The organism is Phreatobacter sp. GW821-FHT04C01, assembly GCF_059420385.1.
In genome coordinates this window covers 64,670-82,690 of the sequence record NZ_JBWKTP010000007.1, presented here as the reverse complement: position 1 = coordinate 82,690, position 18,021 = coordinate 64,670, and the positions used below count along the sequence as shown (strand labels likewise).

General features: G+C 68.5%; 14 protein-coding genes. 11 read left to right on the top strand and 3 right to left on the bottom strand.

Annotated features, from left to right (window positions below; genetic code table 11):
• Nucleotides 1-69 precede the first annotated feature (69 nt).
• The 8 genes from AC07WJ_RS24500 to AC07WJ_RS24465 all read left to right on the top strand — a co-directional run bounded on the left by AC07WJ_RS24500 (nucleotide 70) and on the right by AC07WJ_RS24465 (nucleotide 11,044).
• Nucleotides 70-1,653, top strand: coding sequence for an ABC transporter substrate-binding protein (locus tag AC07WJ_RS24500; RefSeq protein WP_494937290.1), 1,584 nt, complete (start codon nucleotides 70-72; stop codon nucleotides 1,651-1,653).
• A gap of 165 nt (nucleotides 1,654-1,818) precedes the next feature.
• Nucleotides 1,819-2,676, top strand: coding sequence for a hypothetical protein (locus AC07WJ_RS24495; protein ID WP_494937289.1), 858 nt, complete (start codon nucleotides 1,819-1,821; stop codon nucleotides 2,674-2,676).
• Between the two features lie 372 nt (nucleotides 2,677-3,048).
• The gene (locus tag AC07WJ_RS24490) at nucleotides 3,049-4,380 is read left to right on the top strand and encodes a hypothetical protein (protein ID WP_494937288.1); all 1,332 of its coding nucleotides are present in this window, start codon (nucleotides 3,049-3,051) and stop codon (nucleotides 4,378-4,380) included.
• A 20-nt stretch (nucleotides 4,381-4,400) separates the two neighbouring features.
• Nucleotides 4,401-4,892: a hypothetical protein gene (locus tag AC07WJ_RS24485; protein WP_494937287.1), complete on the top strand. Its 492-nt coding sequence runs from the start codon at nucleotides 4,401-4,403 to the stop codon at nucleotides 4,890-4,892.
• Between the two features lie 88 nt (nucleotides 4,893-4,980).
• Complete coding sequence (locus AC07WJ_RS24480) at nucleotides 4,981-6,234, top strand: MFS transporter (protein ID WP_494937286.1); 1,254 nt, start codon at nucleotides 4,981-4,983, stop codon at nucleotides 6,232-6,234.
• Nucleotides 6,235-6,241: 7 nt separating this feature from the next.
• On the top strand, nucleotides 6,242-9,415 hold the full coding sequence (locus AC07WJ_RS24475) for an amino acid adenylation domain-containing protein (RefSeq protein WP_494937285.1): 3,174 nt from the start codon (nucleotides 6,242-6,244) through the stop codon (nucleotides 9,413-9,415).
• Entirely contained in the window at nucleotides 9,400-10,137 is a 738-nt protein-coding gene (locus AC07WJ_RS24470) for a 4'-phosphopantetheinyl transferase family protein (protein WP_494937284.1), read from the top strand. Before AC07WJ_RS24475 ends, AC07WJ_RS24470 begins: the two co-directional genes overlap by 16 nt.
• A 157-nt stretch (nucleotides 10,138-10,294) precedes the next feature.
• Entirely contained in the window at nucleotides 10,295-11,044 is a 750-nt protein-coding gene (locus AC07WJ_RS24465) for a tetratricopeptide repeat protein (protein WP_494937283.1), read from the top strand.
• Nucleotides 11,045-11,062: 18 nt separating this feature from the next.
• On the opposite strand, the gene AC07WJ_RS24460 is transcribed toward AC07WJ_RS24465, so the two are convergent.
• On the bottom strand, nucleotides 11,063-12,010 hold the full coding sequence (locus tag AC07WJ_RS24460; protein WP_494937282.1) for a DMT family transporter: 948 nt from the start codon (nucleotides 12,008-12,010) through the stop codon (nucleotides 11,063-11,065).
• Between the two features lie 245 nt (nucleotides 12,011-12,255).
• On the opposite strand from AC07WJ_RS24460, the gene AC07WJ_RS24455 reads away from it, so the two are divergent.
• Nucleotides 12,256-13,149, top strand: coding sequence for a LysR family transcriptional regulator (locus AC07WJ_RS24455; RefSeq protein ID WP_494937281.1), 894 nt, complete (start codon nucleotides 12,256-12,258; stop codon nucleotides 13,147-13,149).
• A 19-nt stretch (nucleotides 13,150-13,168) separates the two neighbouring features.
• Here the strand turns inward: AC07WJ_RS24455 and AC07WJ_RS24450 are convergent, their stop codons facing one another.
• Both AC07WJ_RS24450 and AC07WJ_RS24445 read right to left on the bottom strand, forming a co-directional pair.
• Entirely contained in the window at nucleotides 13,169-13,744 is a 576-nt protein-coding gene (locus AC07WJ_RS24450; RefSeq protein ID WP_494937280.1) for a HutD/Ves family protein, read from the bottom strand.
• Nucleotides 13,745-13,869: 125 nt separating this feature from the next.
• On the bottom strand, nucleotides 13,870-14,733 hold the full coding sequence (locus AC07WJ_RS24445) for a PhzF family phenazine biosynthesis protein (protein WP_494937279.1): 864 nt from the start codon (nucleotides 14,731-14,733) through the stop codon (nucleotides 13,870-13,872).
• Between the two features lie 266 nt (nucleotides 14,734-14,999).
• Between AC07WJ_RS24445 and AC07WJ_RS24440 the strand changes: the two genes are divergently transcribed.
• Both AC07WJ_RS24440 and AC07WJ_RS24435 read left to right on the top strand, forming a co-directional pair.
• Nucleotides 15,000-16,400 carry an amidase family protein gene (locus tag AC07WJ_RS24440; protein WP_494937278.1) on the top strand — a complete coding sequence of 467 codons (1,401 nt, stop codon included), beginning with the start codon at nucleotides 15,000-15,002 and terminating at the stop codon, nucleotides 16,398-16,400.
• A gap of 578 nt (nucleotides 16,401-16,978) precedes the next feature.
• On the top strand, nucleotides 16,979-17,986 hold the full coding sequence (locus AC07WJ_RS24435; protein ID WP_494937277.1) for an extracellular solute-binding protein: 1,008 nt from the start codon (nucleotides 16,979-16,981) through the stop codon (nucleotides 17,984-17,986).
• The last annotated feature ends 35 nt before the right edge of the window (nucleotides 17,987-18,021 follow it).

Genomic DNA, 18,021 nt, shown 5'->3' with positions numbered 1-18,021 from the left:
CATGAGCGGACAGGAACTGGCGGACGGCCGTTCCGGATCCGGCCAGCGTTCCGCAAGCGAGGACATTCCATGGATCGGCGTCAGTTTCTGCAATACTCGTCCGGCGGCATCGCCGCGCTTGCCGCGCCGCGCCTGGCCCAGGCTGCCGATCGGCGCGTGCTGAAATTCGTCCCCCACGCCGACCTCTCAGTCATCGACCCGACCTGGAACAACGCCTATGTGACACGTAACCATGGCTACATGGTTTTCGACACGCTGTTCGGGCAGGATTCGAAATTCCAGTACCAGCCGCAGATGCTGGAAGGCTTTGTCACCGATGCCGACGGCAAGCGCTGGACGCTGAAATTGCGCGAAGGCCTGCGTTTCCACGACGGCTCGCCGGTCCTGGCGCGCGATTGCGTGGCGAGCCTGAAGCGCTGGGCTGGCCGCGACGATCTCGGCAAGAGCCTGTTCGCCGCGACCGACGAGCTCTCGGCGCCCGACGACCGCACCATTGTGTTCAAGCTCAAGCGGCCCTACCCGCTGCTGCCGATGGCACTGGGAAAGACCGGCCTGATGATGGCCGCCATGATGCCGGAGCGCATCGCCTCCGCCGATCCCGACAAGGCGATCACCGAGATGGTCGGCAGCGGCCCGTTCCGCTTCAAGGCCGACGAGCGGGTCTCGGGCGACCGCGCCGTCTATGAGAAATTCGCCGGCTATGTGCCACGTTCGGGCGGCACGCCGGATGGCACGGCCGGCCCGAAGGTCGCGATGTTCGACCGGGTCGAATGGAAAACCATTGCCGATGCCTCGACCGCCGGCGGCGCGCTGCGCACCGGCGAGATCGACTGGTGGGAGCTGCCGAGCCCGGACATGCTGCCGCTGATGCGCAACGCGCGCGGCCTGAAGGTCGACGTGCTCGACCCCACCGGCTACATGGTGTCGCTGCGCGTCAACCACGTGCAGAGCCCCACCGCCAATCCGGCGATCCGCCGCCTGATGATACAGGCGCTCACCCAGCGCGACATCGTCATGGGCATGGCCGGCACGGACCCGAAGCTGTGGCGCGACAATGTCGGCTATTATTGCCCGGACACCGAATTCGCCAATGATGCCGGCCTGTCGGCGATCTCCGCCCCGCGCGATCCCGCGGCGGTCAAGAAAGCCCTCGCCGAGGCCGGCTACAAGGGCGAAAAGATCGTCCTGATGGATCCCGGCGACCTGCAGGTGAACTCGCTCGGCACCGCCGTCGTCGCCGACGCGCTGACCCGCGCCGGCTTCAATGTCGACAACGTCACGATGGACTGGGGTTCGCTGCTGCAGCGGCGCATGAAGAAGGACCCGATCAGCGCCGGCGGCTGGAGCGCCTATCTGGTGCAGAATTCCGGCGCCGACCTGCTGAACCCGGCGGTGCATGGCCAGTTGCGCGGCAATGGCGGGATGCTCAACGGCTGGTGCGACAGCCCCGGCATCGAGGCGGCCCGCGACGCCTGGCTCAACGCCCTCACCCCCGCCGACCAGATGGCCGCGGCCCGCAAGCTGCAGGAACAGGCCTTCACCGACGTGCCCTATATCCCGCTGGGCCAGGTGGCGCAGCTCACCACCTTCCGCGCCGATCTCAGCGGCATGATCAAGGGCATGCCGGTGTTCTGGAACATCCGGCGCGGCTGACGCCCCCGCACACGGCCGGCGCGCCGGCGGCCTCCGGCGGCGCGACGCCTTGCTCCGACCCATGCCGCCGGAGCGGGGCCCCGCCGCCAGCCCTGCACGCCTTTGGCCCGGCCTCGACCGGCCGGGCTGTTGCGCGGCTGTGTCGGTTCGGTCAACGTCGCCGCCATGGGCCTTACCGCAGACCAGATCGCCGCTCACCCGCCGTTTCTCGCGCTCATCCGCGGGCAGTCGCGCGCCCTGCTGCAGGCCTATGACGCCAATTCCCGCATGGCCTCGACCTTCGCCACGCAGCAGCGCTGGCTGCTCGCCCACACCGCCTTCGCCTTGTATTTTCAGAACGGTCCGGCCGAAAGTTCGAAGGGCATAACGCTCGGACGGCTCTTCGAACGTGTCGCCCTCCACGCCATCGCGAGCCGCAACACCGCCGACGCCTTCGTGAAGGAAATGCTGCGCTACGGCTTCCTCCGGCCCGTCGAAGGCGAGGACAGGCGCAGCCGCCCGATGGAACCGATCGAATCGGCGCTCGGCGCGATCACCGGATGGGTCATGGTGCATCTCTCGACCCTCGATGCGATCGATGACGGCAGGCGCCTGGCCTGTTTCCGCGACACCGAGCACGCGCTCTGGCGGCTGCAGCCGGCCATCGCCGAGGGATTGCTGTCCTCGCCGGCGGTCCGCGCGCCGCAGAAGACCTTCTCGCTGTTCACCTGGCTCAACAATGGCGGCGTCATCATGGAGTGGCTGACCGCCGGCCTCGGTGACCCGCCGGGAAGCGGCGACCGGATCACCACCCCGGTCTTCTCGATCGCCGACATGGCCTCTTGGCTGAAGCTGTCGCACAGCCATCTCAGCCGCAAGCTGCGCGAGGCCGAGGCCATGGGAAGCCTTGGCTGGGAAGGCCAGCGCGGCAATTCGGCGATGTGGGTGTCGAAGGGGTTCCTGGACGAGATCGTCAGGGCCCAGGCCACCAAGCTTTCGATCATCGACGCAGCCTTCGACGCCACCCTCGGCGCTCAGGACTGAAGGACATTCAGGGGCAAGCGCGCGTTCCGCATTGGCGTACCGAGACGGCGCTCCTTCGGCGGCGGGCGACGCATCGCCCTTGCGTCCCGTGGCGGTCGGCGCCTCGACCATCAGGCCGCACTGCGATGGACCGCCCGAGCGGTAGCGGTCCAAACCTCGCACCCAGCCCGCCGCTGCGTGTTCTGCTCACGACATTCCCGCCGATCTCGTCTCCCAAAAGGCACATCCTGCGGGCAGCGCATGTCCCGCCGACGGAATTAACGCCGGTTTGACGCCCGATTAACGCCGGCAAAGACGGCGGTCCGACTGATGTCTCCCGAAGGCACCAGGTTCCCGACAACGATTTTGGGAAACTGGGCGTTTGGGGGAACCATGAGCATTTCGAACACCGCCCGAACGGGTGTCACGCGGCTGGCGGCAGCCGCGCTGGTTTCCGCGATCACCGCCTGTATCGGCGGGCGACCGGCACAGGCTCAATTCGTCTGCGTCGATGGCGGCGGCCTGACCCAGGGCGCGACGGCGGCGGGAAGCGGCGCCAACTTCGCTTGCGGCCCCAGCGCCAACGGCTCCGGCGCGCTCGGCAGCAACAACACCGCGACAGGTAGCAGCGCCAATGCCAGCGGCGACCACAGCGGCAATACCGCCACCGGCCTTGCCAACGCGTCCGGCAACAATGCCAGCAATTCCGCCTATGGCAACAACACCGATGCCAGCGGCGACGGCAGCGCCAATACGGCGACCGGAGCCGGAGCCAATGCCAGTGGGACCGGCAGCCAGAACCTCGCGACCGGGTTCGTCGCCAATGCCCAAGGCGACAGCAGCAACAACATCGCGTCCGGATCCGGCGCCAATGCCAGCGGCACGATCAGCTCCAATATCGCGACCGGCCTGAATGCCAATGCCAGCGGCTCGGGGAGCCGAAACATCGCGACCGGTGACGGCGCCAATGCCAGCGGCGCCGGCAGCTACAACGCCGCGACCGGTTATCTCGCCAATGCGAGCGGCGCCAATGCCGGCAACATCGCCAACGGGGTCGGCGCCCAGGCCCGCGGCGACGGCAGCGCAAATGTCGCGGTGGGACAAGGCGCCAACGCGAGCGGCGACGGCGTCGCCAATACCGCCGTGGGCAATGGCGCGACCGCCACCGGCGCGAATTCGTCCGCCTTCGGGCGCGGCGCCTCGGCGACCTCCGCCAACTCCACCGCGATCGGCAGCGGCGCCACCGCGACCCGCGCCAACCAGCAGGCCTTCGGCACCACCGCCAATACCTACACCATGGCCGGCATCACCTCGCAGGCGAGCAAGACCGCCCAGACCGGGTCGACGCAAATCGTCACCACCGACGCCGCCGGCAATCTCGCGTCCACCACGCTCAGCGGGCTCGGGCTTGCAAGCATCGGCGATATCGTCGGCATCAATGGGCAGATCGCAGGCATCTACAACCGCCTGAACGACCTCGACAGCCGGACCAGCAAAGCCCTCAACGGCGTTTCCATGGCACTGGCGATGGCGGGCACGCCGTGGCTGCTGCCCAGTGAGAACTTCGCGATGTCGATGAACTGGGGCACCTTCCAGGGCACGAACGCCGTCGCGTTGAGCGCATCGGTCCGCCTCGGCAGCAACGTGCAGGCCAATGGCGGCCTGACCTATGGCACCAATGGCGGCGGAATGGGCGGGCGTGTCGGGCTCCGCGTGGGCTGGTGAAGGCATCACGCCCGAACGCCATGGGCGCGGCCTCATGGGCTCTGATCGCGCTCGTGCTGCTGCCCTGTGCTGCCGGCGGGGCCATCGCTCAACAGCGGTCCCCCGTGCCGACGGTCGCGCCCGCGCCCGCGACCACTCCGCCGCCTGTGACACCGGCCCAGGCGCATTATCTGGTCCGCTCGACCCTGCTCACGCTCAACGATGCCAACCGCTCGGGCAACTATACGGTCCTGCGCGACCTGGCCGCGCCCGAGTTCCAGGCCCGCAACACCGCCGCGGATCTCGGACAGAGTTTCCTCGACCTGCGACGCCGCAATTTCGATCTCTACGGCGCCGCGCTGCTGGCACCGCAATTCACCACGCCGCCCTCGCTTGATCAGCGCGGGATGCTGCGGCTCGCCGGCTCTATCGCCACCCGGCCCCAGCAGATCGGTTTCGATCTCTCCTTCCAGATCGTGGCCGGGCAGTGGCGCCTGTTCGGGATCGCCATCGCGACATCGGATGCGCCGTGAGCATGCCCCGCGACACCATGATTCTTGACTGGAAAGACCTGTTCGGCGCGAAGCCCGGATGCCGGGCCCACTTCTCGGGACTTCCCGCATGACCTCGGCGCGCATCGTGCTGCGCGTCAGCCCCCTGCTCGCGATCATCCTGATCGACAGCATCGGCTATACGATCGTCGTGCCGGTCCTGGCCGCGACGCTGATCGGCGATCAGCCCTTGATGATGGCGGCCGCGCCGCCCGGCCTGCGCTATCTCGTCTACGGCCTCGCGCTCGGCATCTACGAACTGGTCATGCTGTACACGGCGCCCGTGCTCGGCGAAATCTCCGACCGTATCGGGCGAAAGCGGATATTGATCCTCTGCATGTTCGGCATGGCCTTGAGCTTTGCCTTCATTGGCGGCGCCATTGCCTATAACCTCGTCGCGCTGCTGCTGGTCGGCCGCTTCATCGGCGGAGCCACCGCCGGCAGCCAGGCTGTCGCACAGGCCGCGGCGGTGGACGCCAGCACCAGCGAAACGCGCGCGCTGACCCTCAGCCTCTGCCTGTTCGCGTCGTCGATCGGTTTCATTGTCGGCCCGCTGATCGGCGGGGCCTTCTCGCACGATGCCGATGCGGCCTTGACCGATTTTACCCTGCCCATGTTCCTGACCGCCGGTGTCGCGCTTGCCGGTCTCCTTCTGATCGCAGCGACATTCGGCGAAGCGCGCGAATATCAGCCGCAGCAGGACGCAACGCCGATCAACCCGCTGATGGGAATTGACGGTTTCCGCACGGCGCTGCGCGATCCCGTGATCCGCCACCTGATGCTCGTGTTCGGGCTGATGCAGACCGCATGGGGGACCTATTTCCTGTTCCTGCCGAGCCTCGTGCTGAACCGTTTCGGCGCGGATGCGGGAACCATCTCGCTGCTCATGGCAACGCTCGGCATCGGCTTTTGCATGGCCTATGGCGTCTGCCTGCCGCTGATCGAGAAGCGGTTCGCGGCGCGCGCCATCGCCACCTGGACCTTGTGGATCACCACCGGCCTCATCGCGGTGTCGCTCGCGGCCCCCAGTCTTGCCCTGCAATGGACCATCGCTTTCCCGACGGCGATCACCGTGTCCGTCGCCTACGGCGCGATCATCACCATGTTCTCGCGTGCCGTCGGCGACGATCGCCAGGGCTGGGTCCTCGGCATCGCGGTCTCGATCAATGCGCTGGTCTGGGGCCTGTCGTCGATCCTGAACGGCGCCTTGAGCGCCGTCAGCTATCTCGCGCCCTTCCTGCTGTGCCTCGCGACGCTGGCGGCGAGCGCATTCCTGATGTCGTCGCCTTCGAAGGCGCCCGCCGCCGAACGCCAGACCCGATGAGGATCGCATGTTCCACCGCATTTTCGAGGCCACCGCGCGGCAAATGCCCGCCGCACTCGCGATCAAGGCCGGCGAGCGGCGCCTGAACTATGCCGAACTCGATGCCTGGGCCGACGAGATCGCCGCGACGATCCGCCGCTTCATCCCGCCGGGAGACAAGACCGCGGAGGCCCCCTTGGTCGGCCTCTGCATGCCCCGTGGCATAGAGGCCGTCGCCGGCATCCTCGGCACGCTCAAGGCGGGATGCGCATGGGTGCCGCTCGATCCGTCCTATCCCGAAGACCGCCTGCGCTTCATGCTGGAGGATACCGCCGCCCCCGTCGTGCTGACCCTCGGGGCGACGCATGACGCGGCCTTCCTGCGCGAAGCCGGCTGCGCGCGCGTGGCCCTCGACAAGGCCCTGCCTCCGGGCGGCGTCGCGCCGGCCGCGCCGCCCGATGATCCCGAGCGTACGGCCTATGTGGTCTACACCTCCGGTTCGACCGGCCGGCCGAAGGGCATCCTCGGCACCCATGCCGCCATGCTGAGCCGCTTCGAGTGGATGTGGCGCGAATTCCCCTTCGACAGCGGCGAAGTGTGCTGCAGCAAGACCGCGCTGAATTTCGTCGACTCGGTCTGGGAGATGCTCGGCGGGCTGCTGAAGGGCATTCCCAGCATCGTGGCCGACGACGCCACCTCGCATGATCCGTTCCAGTTGCTTCAGCTTCTCGCCGACGAACATGTCACCCGACTGATCCTGGTGCCGTCGCTGCTGGCCGCGCTGATCGAGGCGTCCCGCTCGACCGGCACCCGCCTGCCCGACCTGCGCTATCTGACATCGTCAGGCGAACTGCTGCCGAGCGAACTCGCCCGCCAGGTCACGGAGCTCGGCGACCAGGTTACGCTGATCAACCTCTACGGCTCGTCGGAAATGGCCGCCGACGCCACCTGCTGCGTCGTGACCCCGTCCGCGCTCAACGGCAAGATCGTCTCGATCGGCAGACCCATCGGGCGCATGCGCGTGCATGTCGTCGATGATCTGCTCCGGCCGGTCGGCGCGGGGGTCGCGGGCGAACTCTGCGTCTCGGGCCCGGGCCTTGCGAAAGGTTATCTCGGCCGCCCTGACCTGACGGAGAAGAAGTTCATCGGCAATCCGTTCGCGGACCCCGGCGATAGCGAGCATGCGCGGCTGTTCCGCTCCGGAGACATGGTTTCGATCCGGCCCGACGGCGCGCTCGACTATATCGGCCGCAAGGATTTCCAGATCAAGATCCGCGGCTTTCGCATCGAACCCGGCGAGATCGAGACGACACTTGCCGCCCACCCGCAAATCCAGGCCTGCGCGGTTGCCGCCACGGAAACGGCGGGCGGACGGCAACTCGTGGCATTCTGCGTCGGCCCGACCGCGGCATCCTTCGACAGCGGCCTGTCCAGCGAATTGCGCCACTTTCTGCTGCCGCGGCTGCCTTACTACATGGTGCCGTCACGATTCATCCCGCTCGGCGCGCTGCCGCGCCTGCCCAACGGCAAGCTCGATCGCAATGCCCTGCAGGTGACGGACAGCCCCGTCGCCGCCGACGCGGGCGACCCGGCATCGTCCGATATGGAGCGGCGCCTCCTGGCGATCTGGACGGCGGTCCTCGGGCAGTCCCGCTTGGGCGTGGACGACAATTTCTTCGAGATCGGCGGCGATTCCATCCAGGCCTTCCGCGTCGCCGCCCGCGCCAGGGCCGACGCGCTCGTCCTCACGCCGGCGGACATTCACGACAACCCGACGATCCGCGATCTCGCCGCACTCATCCAGAGCAGAACGGCCGTCGCCAGCACACCGGCAATGCCCGGCCTGGTATCGCCGCTCAGCCCGATGCAGGCCTATTACTTCAGCTGGGCGAGGCCGAACCCGAACAAGTTCAATGTCGGTTTCGTCGCCCGCCTCGCCAGCTTGCTCGACACCGCGATCCTGCGGGGCGCGCTCGATGCGGTGGTCGCCCACCACGATGCCCTGCGCCTGCGTTTCGCGGAAGGCGCCGACGGCAGCCATAGCCAGCGCTATGTCGACCTTGCCGCGGCGCGGCGCATACCGATCCACACCATAACCTTGCCGGCGGCCTCCGTCGAAACCCAGCTCGACGTCATCCGCCACGAGATCGAACGCCTGCACGATACGCTCGACATCACCAATGGACCCGTCGTCACCGTGGCGCTGTTCGTCGATCCCGCCGGTCGCGACCACCACCTGTTCCTGACCATGCATGAACTGGTGACCGACGCCCTCTCGCTCCAGGTCACGCTCGAGGATCTCCGCGCGGCCTATGATGCGCTCGAGGCAGGCAGGCCCGCCGCGCTGCCGCCGCAGACCACGCCCTATCACCAATGGGTCGAGAAGGTGATCGCCTATGCGCGGAGCCCGCAGGCGGAGGGGCAGCTCGACTACTGGATCCGCGAGGCCGGCGATGCCCTGCCCTTCCCGGAGGATTCGAGCGCCGAGGGGGCCTTGCAACGCGACATTGCCAGCCATGGCTTCGAGGTCCTCGACGCGGCGCAGGTGGCCAGCATGCGCGACCGGCTGGGCGGAGCGGCGCAATCCTCCCTGATCCACGCCATTGTCGCCAGTCTCGCCGTCACGGCCAACCATCTCTCCGGCCAGCGCAACCTGATTTTTCACAAGGTCGCCCATGGCCGCGAGAGCTGCATTCGCGATGCGGACCCGTCGCGCACGGTCGGCTGGTTCATCACCCATACGCCGATCACCGTGCGGCTGCCCGAGGGCGACATCGACGGCGCGCCGGCTCTGGCCGCGGCACTGGACGCGGTCTCGCGCCAATACCGCGCCATTCCGGACAATGGCATCGGCCACAGCGCGCTGCGCTATTATTCAAGCGATCCACGCGCGGAAATCCTGGCACGCGAGGACAAGGTTCGCACGCTATTCCAGTATATCGGCAATGTCTGGGCCGACAATTACGACGGCAAGCGGTTTCTTCAGACCCACCCGTCGCTCATGGACGTGCCGGATACGGTCGCCGCGGAAAATCTCGCGGACTACCACCTGCACGTCTACGCCTACATGATGGACGACTGCTTCCGCATGAAATTCTTCTATACCCGCCCGAATTACCGGACCGAGACCATCCTGAAGATGGCCGATATCCTCACCTGGTCGGTGAAGGGCATGCTGGTGCCCGGATGGAACAGCAACTGACAAGCACGACCGCCGACGCGGAGAGCCGTCGCCTCCTGTCCGCGACGCTGGTGCCCGCGCTGACCGATGAACTGCGCAAGGTTTCGCCCGGCTGTGTGCACCTGCTCCGGCTGGCCGATCTCGCTCGAAGCGACTGGGCCCGGCTGGCGGGCCTCCTGGATGCCGCGGAAACCCGGCGCGCGGCGGGGTTGCGCTTCCAGGCCGACCGCGACGCCTTCATCGCAGCCCATGGCCTGCTCCGGCTGGCGCTGGCATGCCGGCTGGGGACCGCACCGGCGCAACTGGGCTTCACCCGACAGCCGGGCGGGAAACCCGTGCTGACATCCGGCCGCGCGGTCGACTTCTCCCTGTCGCATGCACGCACCGCCGTCTGCTGCATCCTCGCGGATGACGCCAGGGTTGGAATCGATCTCGAACCCACGCGTTCACCGCCGGCCCATGGCGAAGGCCTGTTCTGCCCCGAAGAGATCGCGTGGCTGCGCGCAAGGCCGGCCGGGCGGGCCGCAAGCGACTTCACGGCGCTCTGGTGCCGCAAGGAGGCGCTGCTGAAATCGCTCGCGCCTCGCGGCTGCCTCGACATGGCCGCGTTCTCCGCGATCCCGGGGCGAGCCATCGGGCTTGCCGCCGGCAGCGGTTTCTGCGGCCGGGACATCACGGTCACATCGCACCTGACCCCCGACAGCCTGCACATGGCCATCGCGGCGCGGCCCGCCGCCGGATGATTTGAGGCCCAGGCGCGGCGACAACACCGTGTTGTCCTGTCGGTTCTTCGCCGGTTATTCTGCCGCGATGAACCTCCACATCTCCCGAACCGCAAGGTCGAGCGCGCCGGCCCGTCGGCGGCCATGGCGCGCTCTCGGCGCAACCCGCGTCCTGTTCATGCTCGTCATGACCGCGAGCGGGGCGATCGCCTCCGACCCGGCCGGCCCCGCCCCTCGCCTGCTCGATCCCGCCGCGACGGCCGACGACCTGCGCCGGCTGTGCCGCGAGGGATCGGTCAGTCTCCCCCTCGGAACCAGGATCGACGCCGAGGCGATCGTCCAACGCGTCGACACGGCGGTCGCGGCCTGCGACCGACTGGTCGACGGCCGGCTTGCCGGCCGGGATCTGGCCGAGGTCCTCGTCGATCGCGGCAACCTCCGGGCGCCCGCCACCGGCGCAGCCTATGCCCAGGCGCTCGCCGATTTCGACCGCGCCATCGCAGTCGAGCCGACCATGGCCAAAGCCTTCGCCGGGCGCGGCCAGGCGCACCTGCTCTATATGAGAGATCTGCCACGGGCCCTGCGCGACCTCGACCAGGCCGTCCGCCTCGATCCGGCGCAAGCCGAGTTCCTGGTGACCCGCGCATCGATCCTCGGCTGGCTCAAGCAGCCGGACAGGGCGCTGGTCGACCTCGATCGCGCCATCGCGCTCGATCCCGGCGCGGCGAAGGCCTTCTCGGTGCGCGGCCTGACTTTGCTGAGCAATGGCCAGGCGGCGCGCGCCGTCACCGATTTCGACAGGGCCATTCAGCTCACCCCCGATGCGGGCGAGCTCTACGGGTTTCGTGCCGCGGCCAGGCGGGCGGCCGGCGACCTCGCGGGCGCGCAATCGGACGAGACGCGGTCGCGCGAGCTTCTGCTGCCGTGAGCTCCCGGCGACGCCCGCTCAGGCACTCGGGGCCGGCCGCAGGGCCAGCGTCATGCCGGCCATGGCCACGGCCATGCCCAGGATCTCCAGCCCCGAAGGCCATTCGCCGAGCAGCAGCGTGCTGGTCACGGCGGTGACCGCCGGCACGAGCGGCAGGAACAAGGCGGCCCGCGACGCGCCGAGGATCGTGTTGGCCTTGGCGTAGAGGAACAGCGAGACCACGCCGACCAGGATGCCCTGGTAGATCGCCTGCAGCGCCAGAGCCTGAAGGCTGGCCCCCGTCATGTGCAGCGGCACGGCGACGGCCAAAAGCGGCGCCGCGACGGCCGACAGAAGGCAAATGGTGACGGTCAGTCCCAGGGCTTCGGTCTTCCAGCGCTTGGCCAGCAGGCCGAAGGCCGCCCACATCACCGCGGCCAGGACGAAGAGCAGATCGCCGCGCCAGGCGCCTTCCCGCGCCGGCATGCCCGCGAACGCCTGCCAGGCAAAGATGAGCACGCCGGCGATGATCAGGCCGAGGCCGGTCAAATGGCGCGGCGACGGCCGCTCGCCCAGGACAAGGTAGGCGAACGCCGCCGCCAGCACCGGAATGAGGCCCGGCGTGACCACCGCGGTATGCAGGGCCGGGGCAAAGGTCGAGCCTCCGACGAGGACCAGGCTGTAGGGCGCTCCGGCCAGCAAGGTCAGGACGATCGAACGCTTCCAGCCGATCGGGCCGACCGGAAAGGGCCGCACCCGCATCAGCGCGAAGGGCAGCAGCACGATGGCCGCCGCCATGAAGCGCAGCACCGTGACGTCGGCCGCGCTGAGGCCATCGGCGACGGATTGGCGCGAGACCACCGCCTGCACGCCCCAGATCAGCGCGGCGCCCGTACCGCAGGCCAGACCCAGCCAGGGGCCGGACCGTCGTGCCCGGATGGTCCCGGCGCGGCCGTCGGGTGCGACGGATTGGTCCAATTGCGTCACGGTCTGGTCCTTGGCGATGTCGGAGCCGGCACAGCCCGGCCGGCCGAGCGGGTGCTATGGCCCATGGGCCCGACGGCTGACAAGGCGGCTTGCCGCAAGGCTGCGAACCGCATGCGAGCGTCTCCGCCGAGAGACCGGGACGGGCCGGGCATTCGCCCCGGCGCCAGGGCTCGCTGCCGCCTTGGCCGCGGCATTCATGCGTGGTGTTGCTATGATGGGCCTGACGCCATGATCAGGATTCATCAATGCCCCGTGAGAACATCAATGATCTCGGTGCCTTCATCGCGGTCGCCCGGGAGCGCAGCTTCACCCGCGCCGCGGCCAGGCTCGGGGTCTCGCAATCGGCGCTGAGCCATACGATCCGCGGGCTCGAGGAACGGCTGGGGCTCAGGCTGCTGATGCGCACGACGCGCAGCGTCGCGCCGACCGAGGCAGGCGAGCGCCTGCTCCTGACGGTGGGCCCGCGCCTCGACGAGATCGAGACGGAGCTGGCGGCGCTGAGCGCCTTGCGCGAGAAGCCCGCCGGGACGATCCGCATCACCGCGGGCGAGCACGCGGCGGAAGCGATCCTGTGGCCCGCCCTGATGAAATTCCTGCCCGACTATCCCGACATCAATATCGAGATCATCGTCGATTACGGCCTGACCGATATCGTCGCCGAACGCTACGACGCCGGCGTCCGCCTCGGCGAGCAGGTGGCCAAGGACATGATCGCGCTGCGCATCGGGCCCGACATGCGCATGGCCGTCGTCGGGGCGCCGTCCTATTTCGCCACATGGCCGGTGCCGCGGACGCCGCAGGACCTGACCGCCCATCGCTGCATCAATCTTCGGCTGCCGACCTATGGCGGCATCTATGCCTGGGAGTTCGAGAAGGACGGCCGCGAGCTGCATGTCCGGGTCGACGGCCGGTTCGTCTTCAACACGATCTCCCTCCGGCTCGATGCCGCCCTGGCGGGGCTCGGGCTCGCCTATTTGCCCGAACGCCATGTGCGGCCCCATATCGACAGCGGCCGGCTGATGCATGTCCTCGCCGACTGGTGCCCGCCGTTTTCCGGCTACCACCTCTATTATCCGAGCCGCCGGCAGCATTCGCCGGCCTTCGCCTTGCTGGTCGAGGCCTTGCGCTACCGGGACTGAAACACCGAGGCGGAGCCCGTCAACCGCTGAAGATCGCGATCACATAGAGGTCGAGCGCCGCCTTCGGCCGGATCTCCAAGGCGACATCCGCGGGCGCCTCGAGCGCCACGCTATCGCCATCCTCCACCACGACCTCGCCCGCTCCGAGCACCGCGCCGGCGCCCCGAAACAGCACCAGCGTCACCGCGCCGGACCTCGACAGTCGCATCGGCCGCTCGGCCGGAACCCGTGTCAGCACATGACGGAAGCGCCCGCGCCGGGTCATGATGTTGAGATCTTCCACAGGCCCGTCGACGAGCGCGGCGCCGGCCGGCGCGTCGCCAGGGAAGGATACCGGTGTGCTGTCGCGGTCGAGGCGGACAAGGCCCTGGCCTGCGATCGACAGGTCGATCCCACGCCCCGACAGGATGCACAATGTCCGGTCGACCGCGGGAAACGGCGAGAACGGCCCCGAGGTCGCGACCCGCGCCATGCTGACGCGCCAGTCGAAATCGTCGAGCGAGGCGCCCGTGGGCGCAACGGCGATCTCGGTCGTCTCGCCGCCGCCGTTCTTCCAGGGCATATGGCGATAGGCGCTGCTGCGGATGACATGCATCGGATCAACCAGGGCTCGAAGGGGCGAGGCGCAGGCCGTCAATGGCCCCGACGCGACAGCCATGGCCTAGCATATCGGCCTCGGCGAACACCATTGCACGTCTCCACCGAAGCGAGGGACGAAGCTCACGCGCCCCGGCTCACCGCGCCGCCGAGGAGGCACCCGATAGGCCGGCCGGCGGCAAAGCCCAGCCGGACCCGAATTTCCGAGAGGCGTCCCATGGCCCGGCCCTGACGAATGTGAATGGTCCGGTCATCCGGTTCGACCAGGCCGTTGCGGAGCAGCCCGAACGCAAGAGCGGCGGCGGCGATCCCGGTCGCCGCATCCTCCGGATAGCCGGACGACCTGGGGAATTGCCGCGCCTCGAACAGGCGTGCGCCGTGATCGTCGACGGCATAAGGGTAGAGCCCGGTCGAGCCGATGCGCGTGCAGCACGCCTCGGTGTCCCGCATGTCGGAAACCAGGGCGTCGAGGCGGCTGGTGCTTTTCATCGGGATCAGCGTTTTCACGCGCGATGTCACGGCGTTCTGAAGCGGAAGATCCAGGAGATCGGATCGCGTGATCCTCAAGGTCGCCAGGACATCCTCCTCCGCGCTGCGGCTCAGGGGCACGACCTTGCCCGCCGGCTGGGTGATCTCGACCGAGGGGTCATCGGGGTTCGCAAGATCGACGTAGCCCGTCACCGGTCCGCTGCGGGTGTCGATCCGGACCTGCTCCGCCTTCAAGGCGCCTGTCGTGGCCAGGGTCCAGAGCGCACCGATCGTGGCATGGCCACACATTTCCATCTCGTGCCGTGGAACCCAGAAGCGGAAGGCCAGGTCGTAGTCCTGGCTCGGGGCCGGCAGGACGAAGCCCGATTCATGGCCATGGCGCTGGGCGACGGCCTGCATCTCGTCCGCCGAGAGAGCCGACGCATCGGCCACGATGGGACAAGGATTTCCGCCCTGTCCGCGGTAGGTGAAGACATTGACGAGATCAGCGGTGGTCATGGGCAAGCCGTCTTTGGATCGCAGAGGATGATGAGGTCGTCCGACCGGACGCCGATCATATCGTGTCGCGACCAAGGTGCACGCGTCCTGTCACGGAAGCGCCGTGTCGCTGCGGTCTCGACGGGTAGCGACAGCCACGCCGCCGCCGCGGCAGACGTGGACGCCCGACACCGCAAGGAGTGGTCCTTTCAAATCCGCGCCGTCCAGCGAGGCTCGACCGTGCTCGCCGGATGTCACGGCCGGGCAACCGTGGGGAGAGCGCTTTGATGATCAGCACGACGACCGGGCCATTGGCCACGCTTCCCGCCCACCAGCTTGCCGCGCTCGTACGAGCACGGCAGGTCTCGCCGGTCGAGATCGTCGAGGACACGCTCGCCCGCATCGCCGCCCTGGAACCTGCGCTCAACGCCTTCGCCGCCCTGGACGCGCCGGGGGCCCGGACGGCCGCCCGCGCGGCGGAGGCCGCGGTGATGCGCGGCGAACCCCTCGGCGCGCTGCATGGCGTGCCGGTCACCATCAAGGACATTCAGGCGGTGGCCGGGCTGCCGACGCGGCGGGGTTCGCGGCTGTCCGATGCCGCGCCCGTCCGGGCCGACGCGCCGGCCGTCGCGCGGCTGCGGGCGGCGGGCGCCGTCATCCTCGGCAAGACGACGATGACCGAACAGGGCTGGACCGCGGTCAGCGCCAATCCCCTCACCGGCGCCACCCACAACCCCTGGCGATCGGGCCTGACCGCCGGCGGCTCATCGTCCGGCGCGGCGGCGCTTGCCGGCGCCGGTTGCGGCCCGCTGCATCTGGGCACCGACGGCGCCGGATCGGTGCGGCTGCCGGCGCATTTCTGTGGTGTCATTGGCTTCAAGCCGACCTTCGGCATGGTTCCCTATGTGCCGGTGCCCAATAACGGCTCGCTTTCGCATATCGGCCCGATCACGCGCGACGCCGCCGATGCCGAACTGATGCTGGAGGTGATGGCCGGCGCGCATCCGCAGGACCATACGACATTGCCCGGCGGCTTTCGCCGCGGCGATGCCGACCCCGATCTCAGCGGCCTCAGGATCGCCTATAGCCCCGATCTCGGCCATGCCCGGGTCGACCCGGAGATCGCCCGGTGCGTGGCCGAGGCCGTGGGCGTCTTCGAGGCGCTGGGTGCAACCGTCGAGCAGGTCACGCCGGCCTGGGGAGGGCTCGGCCCGGACCTGATCCGGACGCTCTGGGGATGCGCATTCCTGTCCCATGCGCCGGTCGACAGCGTGGCGGAACGCGCGCTCGACCCCGGCCTGCTCGCCTGCCTGCGAGAGAACGCCGACGCGACGTGGCGGGATGTCGGCGCGGCGCAGGCGCGACGCCTGTCCTATGCGGCGGAGATCGGTCGGTGGTTCGCGGAGGGCTGGGACCTTCTGCTGACGCCGTCGGCCTCGGTCGCGGCCTTTCCGCATGGCCGCCAGCGGCCCGATCACTGGCCGCCGCACGCCTGGGACTGGCTCGCCTGGGCCGAGTTCTCCTACCCCTTCAATCTGTCGCATGCTCCGGCGGTCTCGGTGCCGTGCGGCCTCACGCCGGATGGCCTGCCGGTTGGCCTGCAGATCGCCGGCGCGCGTCTCGCCGACCCCTTGGTGATGCACGTCGCCAGGGCGTTCCTCGAGGCACGGCCCTTCGCTTATCCGTGAGCCGGGCAAGGACGAGGTGCGCCGCCTTGCGGAGTCGGGTTGTCTTGCGGGCTTCAGATGCTGCGCCACAGCCCCCCAAGGGCCACCTGAACGGGCCGTCGCCGCGATCACCGCGGCGCCGCGTCTCGTCTTGGCCGGGCTTGTCCCAGTCATCCACGAATGGCCTTGGCACGAAGAGAAGGCGTGGATGCCCGGGACAAGCCCGGGCAAGACGAGGTGTGTTGTCTTGCCCGGGCCCCGGATGCGACGCCGCAGCCCGGCGAGGCCCCCGCACGGGCCGCCGGCGCGCTCTCCCTGGCGCCGCTTCTCGTCTTGGCCGGGCTTGTCCCGGCCACCCACGAATTGCGTTGCCCGGGTCGAGGTCGTCGATGCCCGGCCCTGCGCCCGCGCCTGGCTTTCCGCCTTTGCGAAGAAAAACCTATCAGCTGACAAGAAATTGCCGTTGGACGCCCCCGTCCGGCGCCCCCTACCGTGCCCCATCGCTCCACAACAACAAATAACGGATCGAGGGGAATAAGATGAGACGTATGTCATTGAGGCGTATCCTCGGCCTTTGCGCAGCCCTTCCGGTCGTGGCAATGGTATCTCAGGTCGATGCCGCCGAGATTACGCTCATCGGTTACCGTTCGAGCTTCCAGGACAATTACGTCAAGACTGTCGTCGAGCCGTTCCAGGCCGCGCATCCCGATATCAAGGTCACCTATTACGGTGTCCAGAACGCCGCCTTCGCGCTTGGCCTGCTGCGTGCCCAGCGCGACGCGCCGCAGGCCGACGTGGTGCTCTTCGACCTGTCGGTCGCCAAGATCGCCCATGACGAGGGCCTGCTTGCCCCGGTCGATCTCGCCCGCGTGCCGAACTATGCCGACATCTCCGACATCGGCAAGGATCTCGGCGCCTTCGCCCCGCCGATCACCTACGACACCCTGTCGCTCGTCTATAACGTCGCGGCCTTCCCGAACGCGCCGACCAGCTGGACGGCCATGTGGGACCGGGCGCAGGCCGGCAAGGTCGTCATTCCCGCCCAGGGCGGCGGCGATATCCAGGCCATCGCGCTGACGCTGATCGTCAATCGCATGGCCGGCCAGAGCGATTACCGCAAAGGCGTGCGTCCGGGCGTCGAGCGGCTGGTGCAGCTGGCGCCCTCGGTGCAGAGCTGGGAGCCGAAACCCGACGCCTATACCGTCGTCGCCAACGGCACCGCCAATCTCGGCATCGGGTGGAATGCCCGCAGCCAGTTCTATGTCGATCAGACCGGCGGCCGGATGCAGACGGTCGCCCCGACCGAGGGCACCGTCGCGCAGGTCAATGTGATCAGCGCGATCGCCAAGGCGCGCAACCAGGCCGCCGCCGAAACCTTCATCAACTACGCGCTGAGCGCCGAGGCACAGAAGCGTTTCTCGGAAGCGATGTTCTATGCCCCGAGCAACCGCAACACGACGGTCGAAGCTTCCGTCCGGGCCCGCATCCCGCTGCTCGATGAGGCGCAGCGCGACAGGCTCGTGCCGGTCGACTGGATCGCCGTCGGCGCCCTGCGCGACACGATCCTGGGACCGTGGCGCCGCCAGATCATTCCCGCAAGCCGCTGACCAGGCGTCCAGGACAGCAATCGGGACGGCGGCGG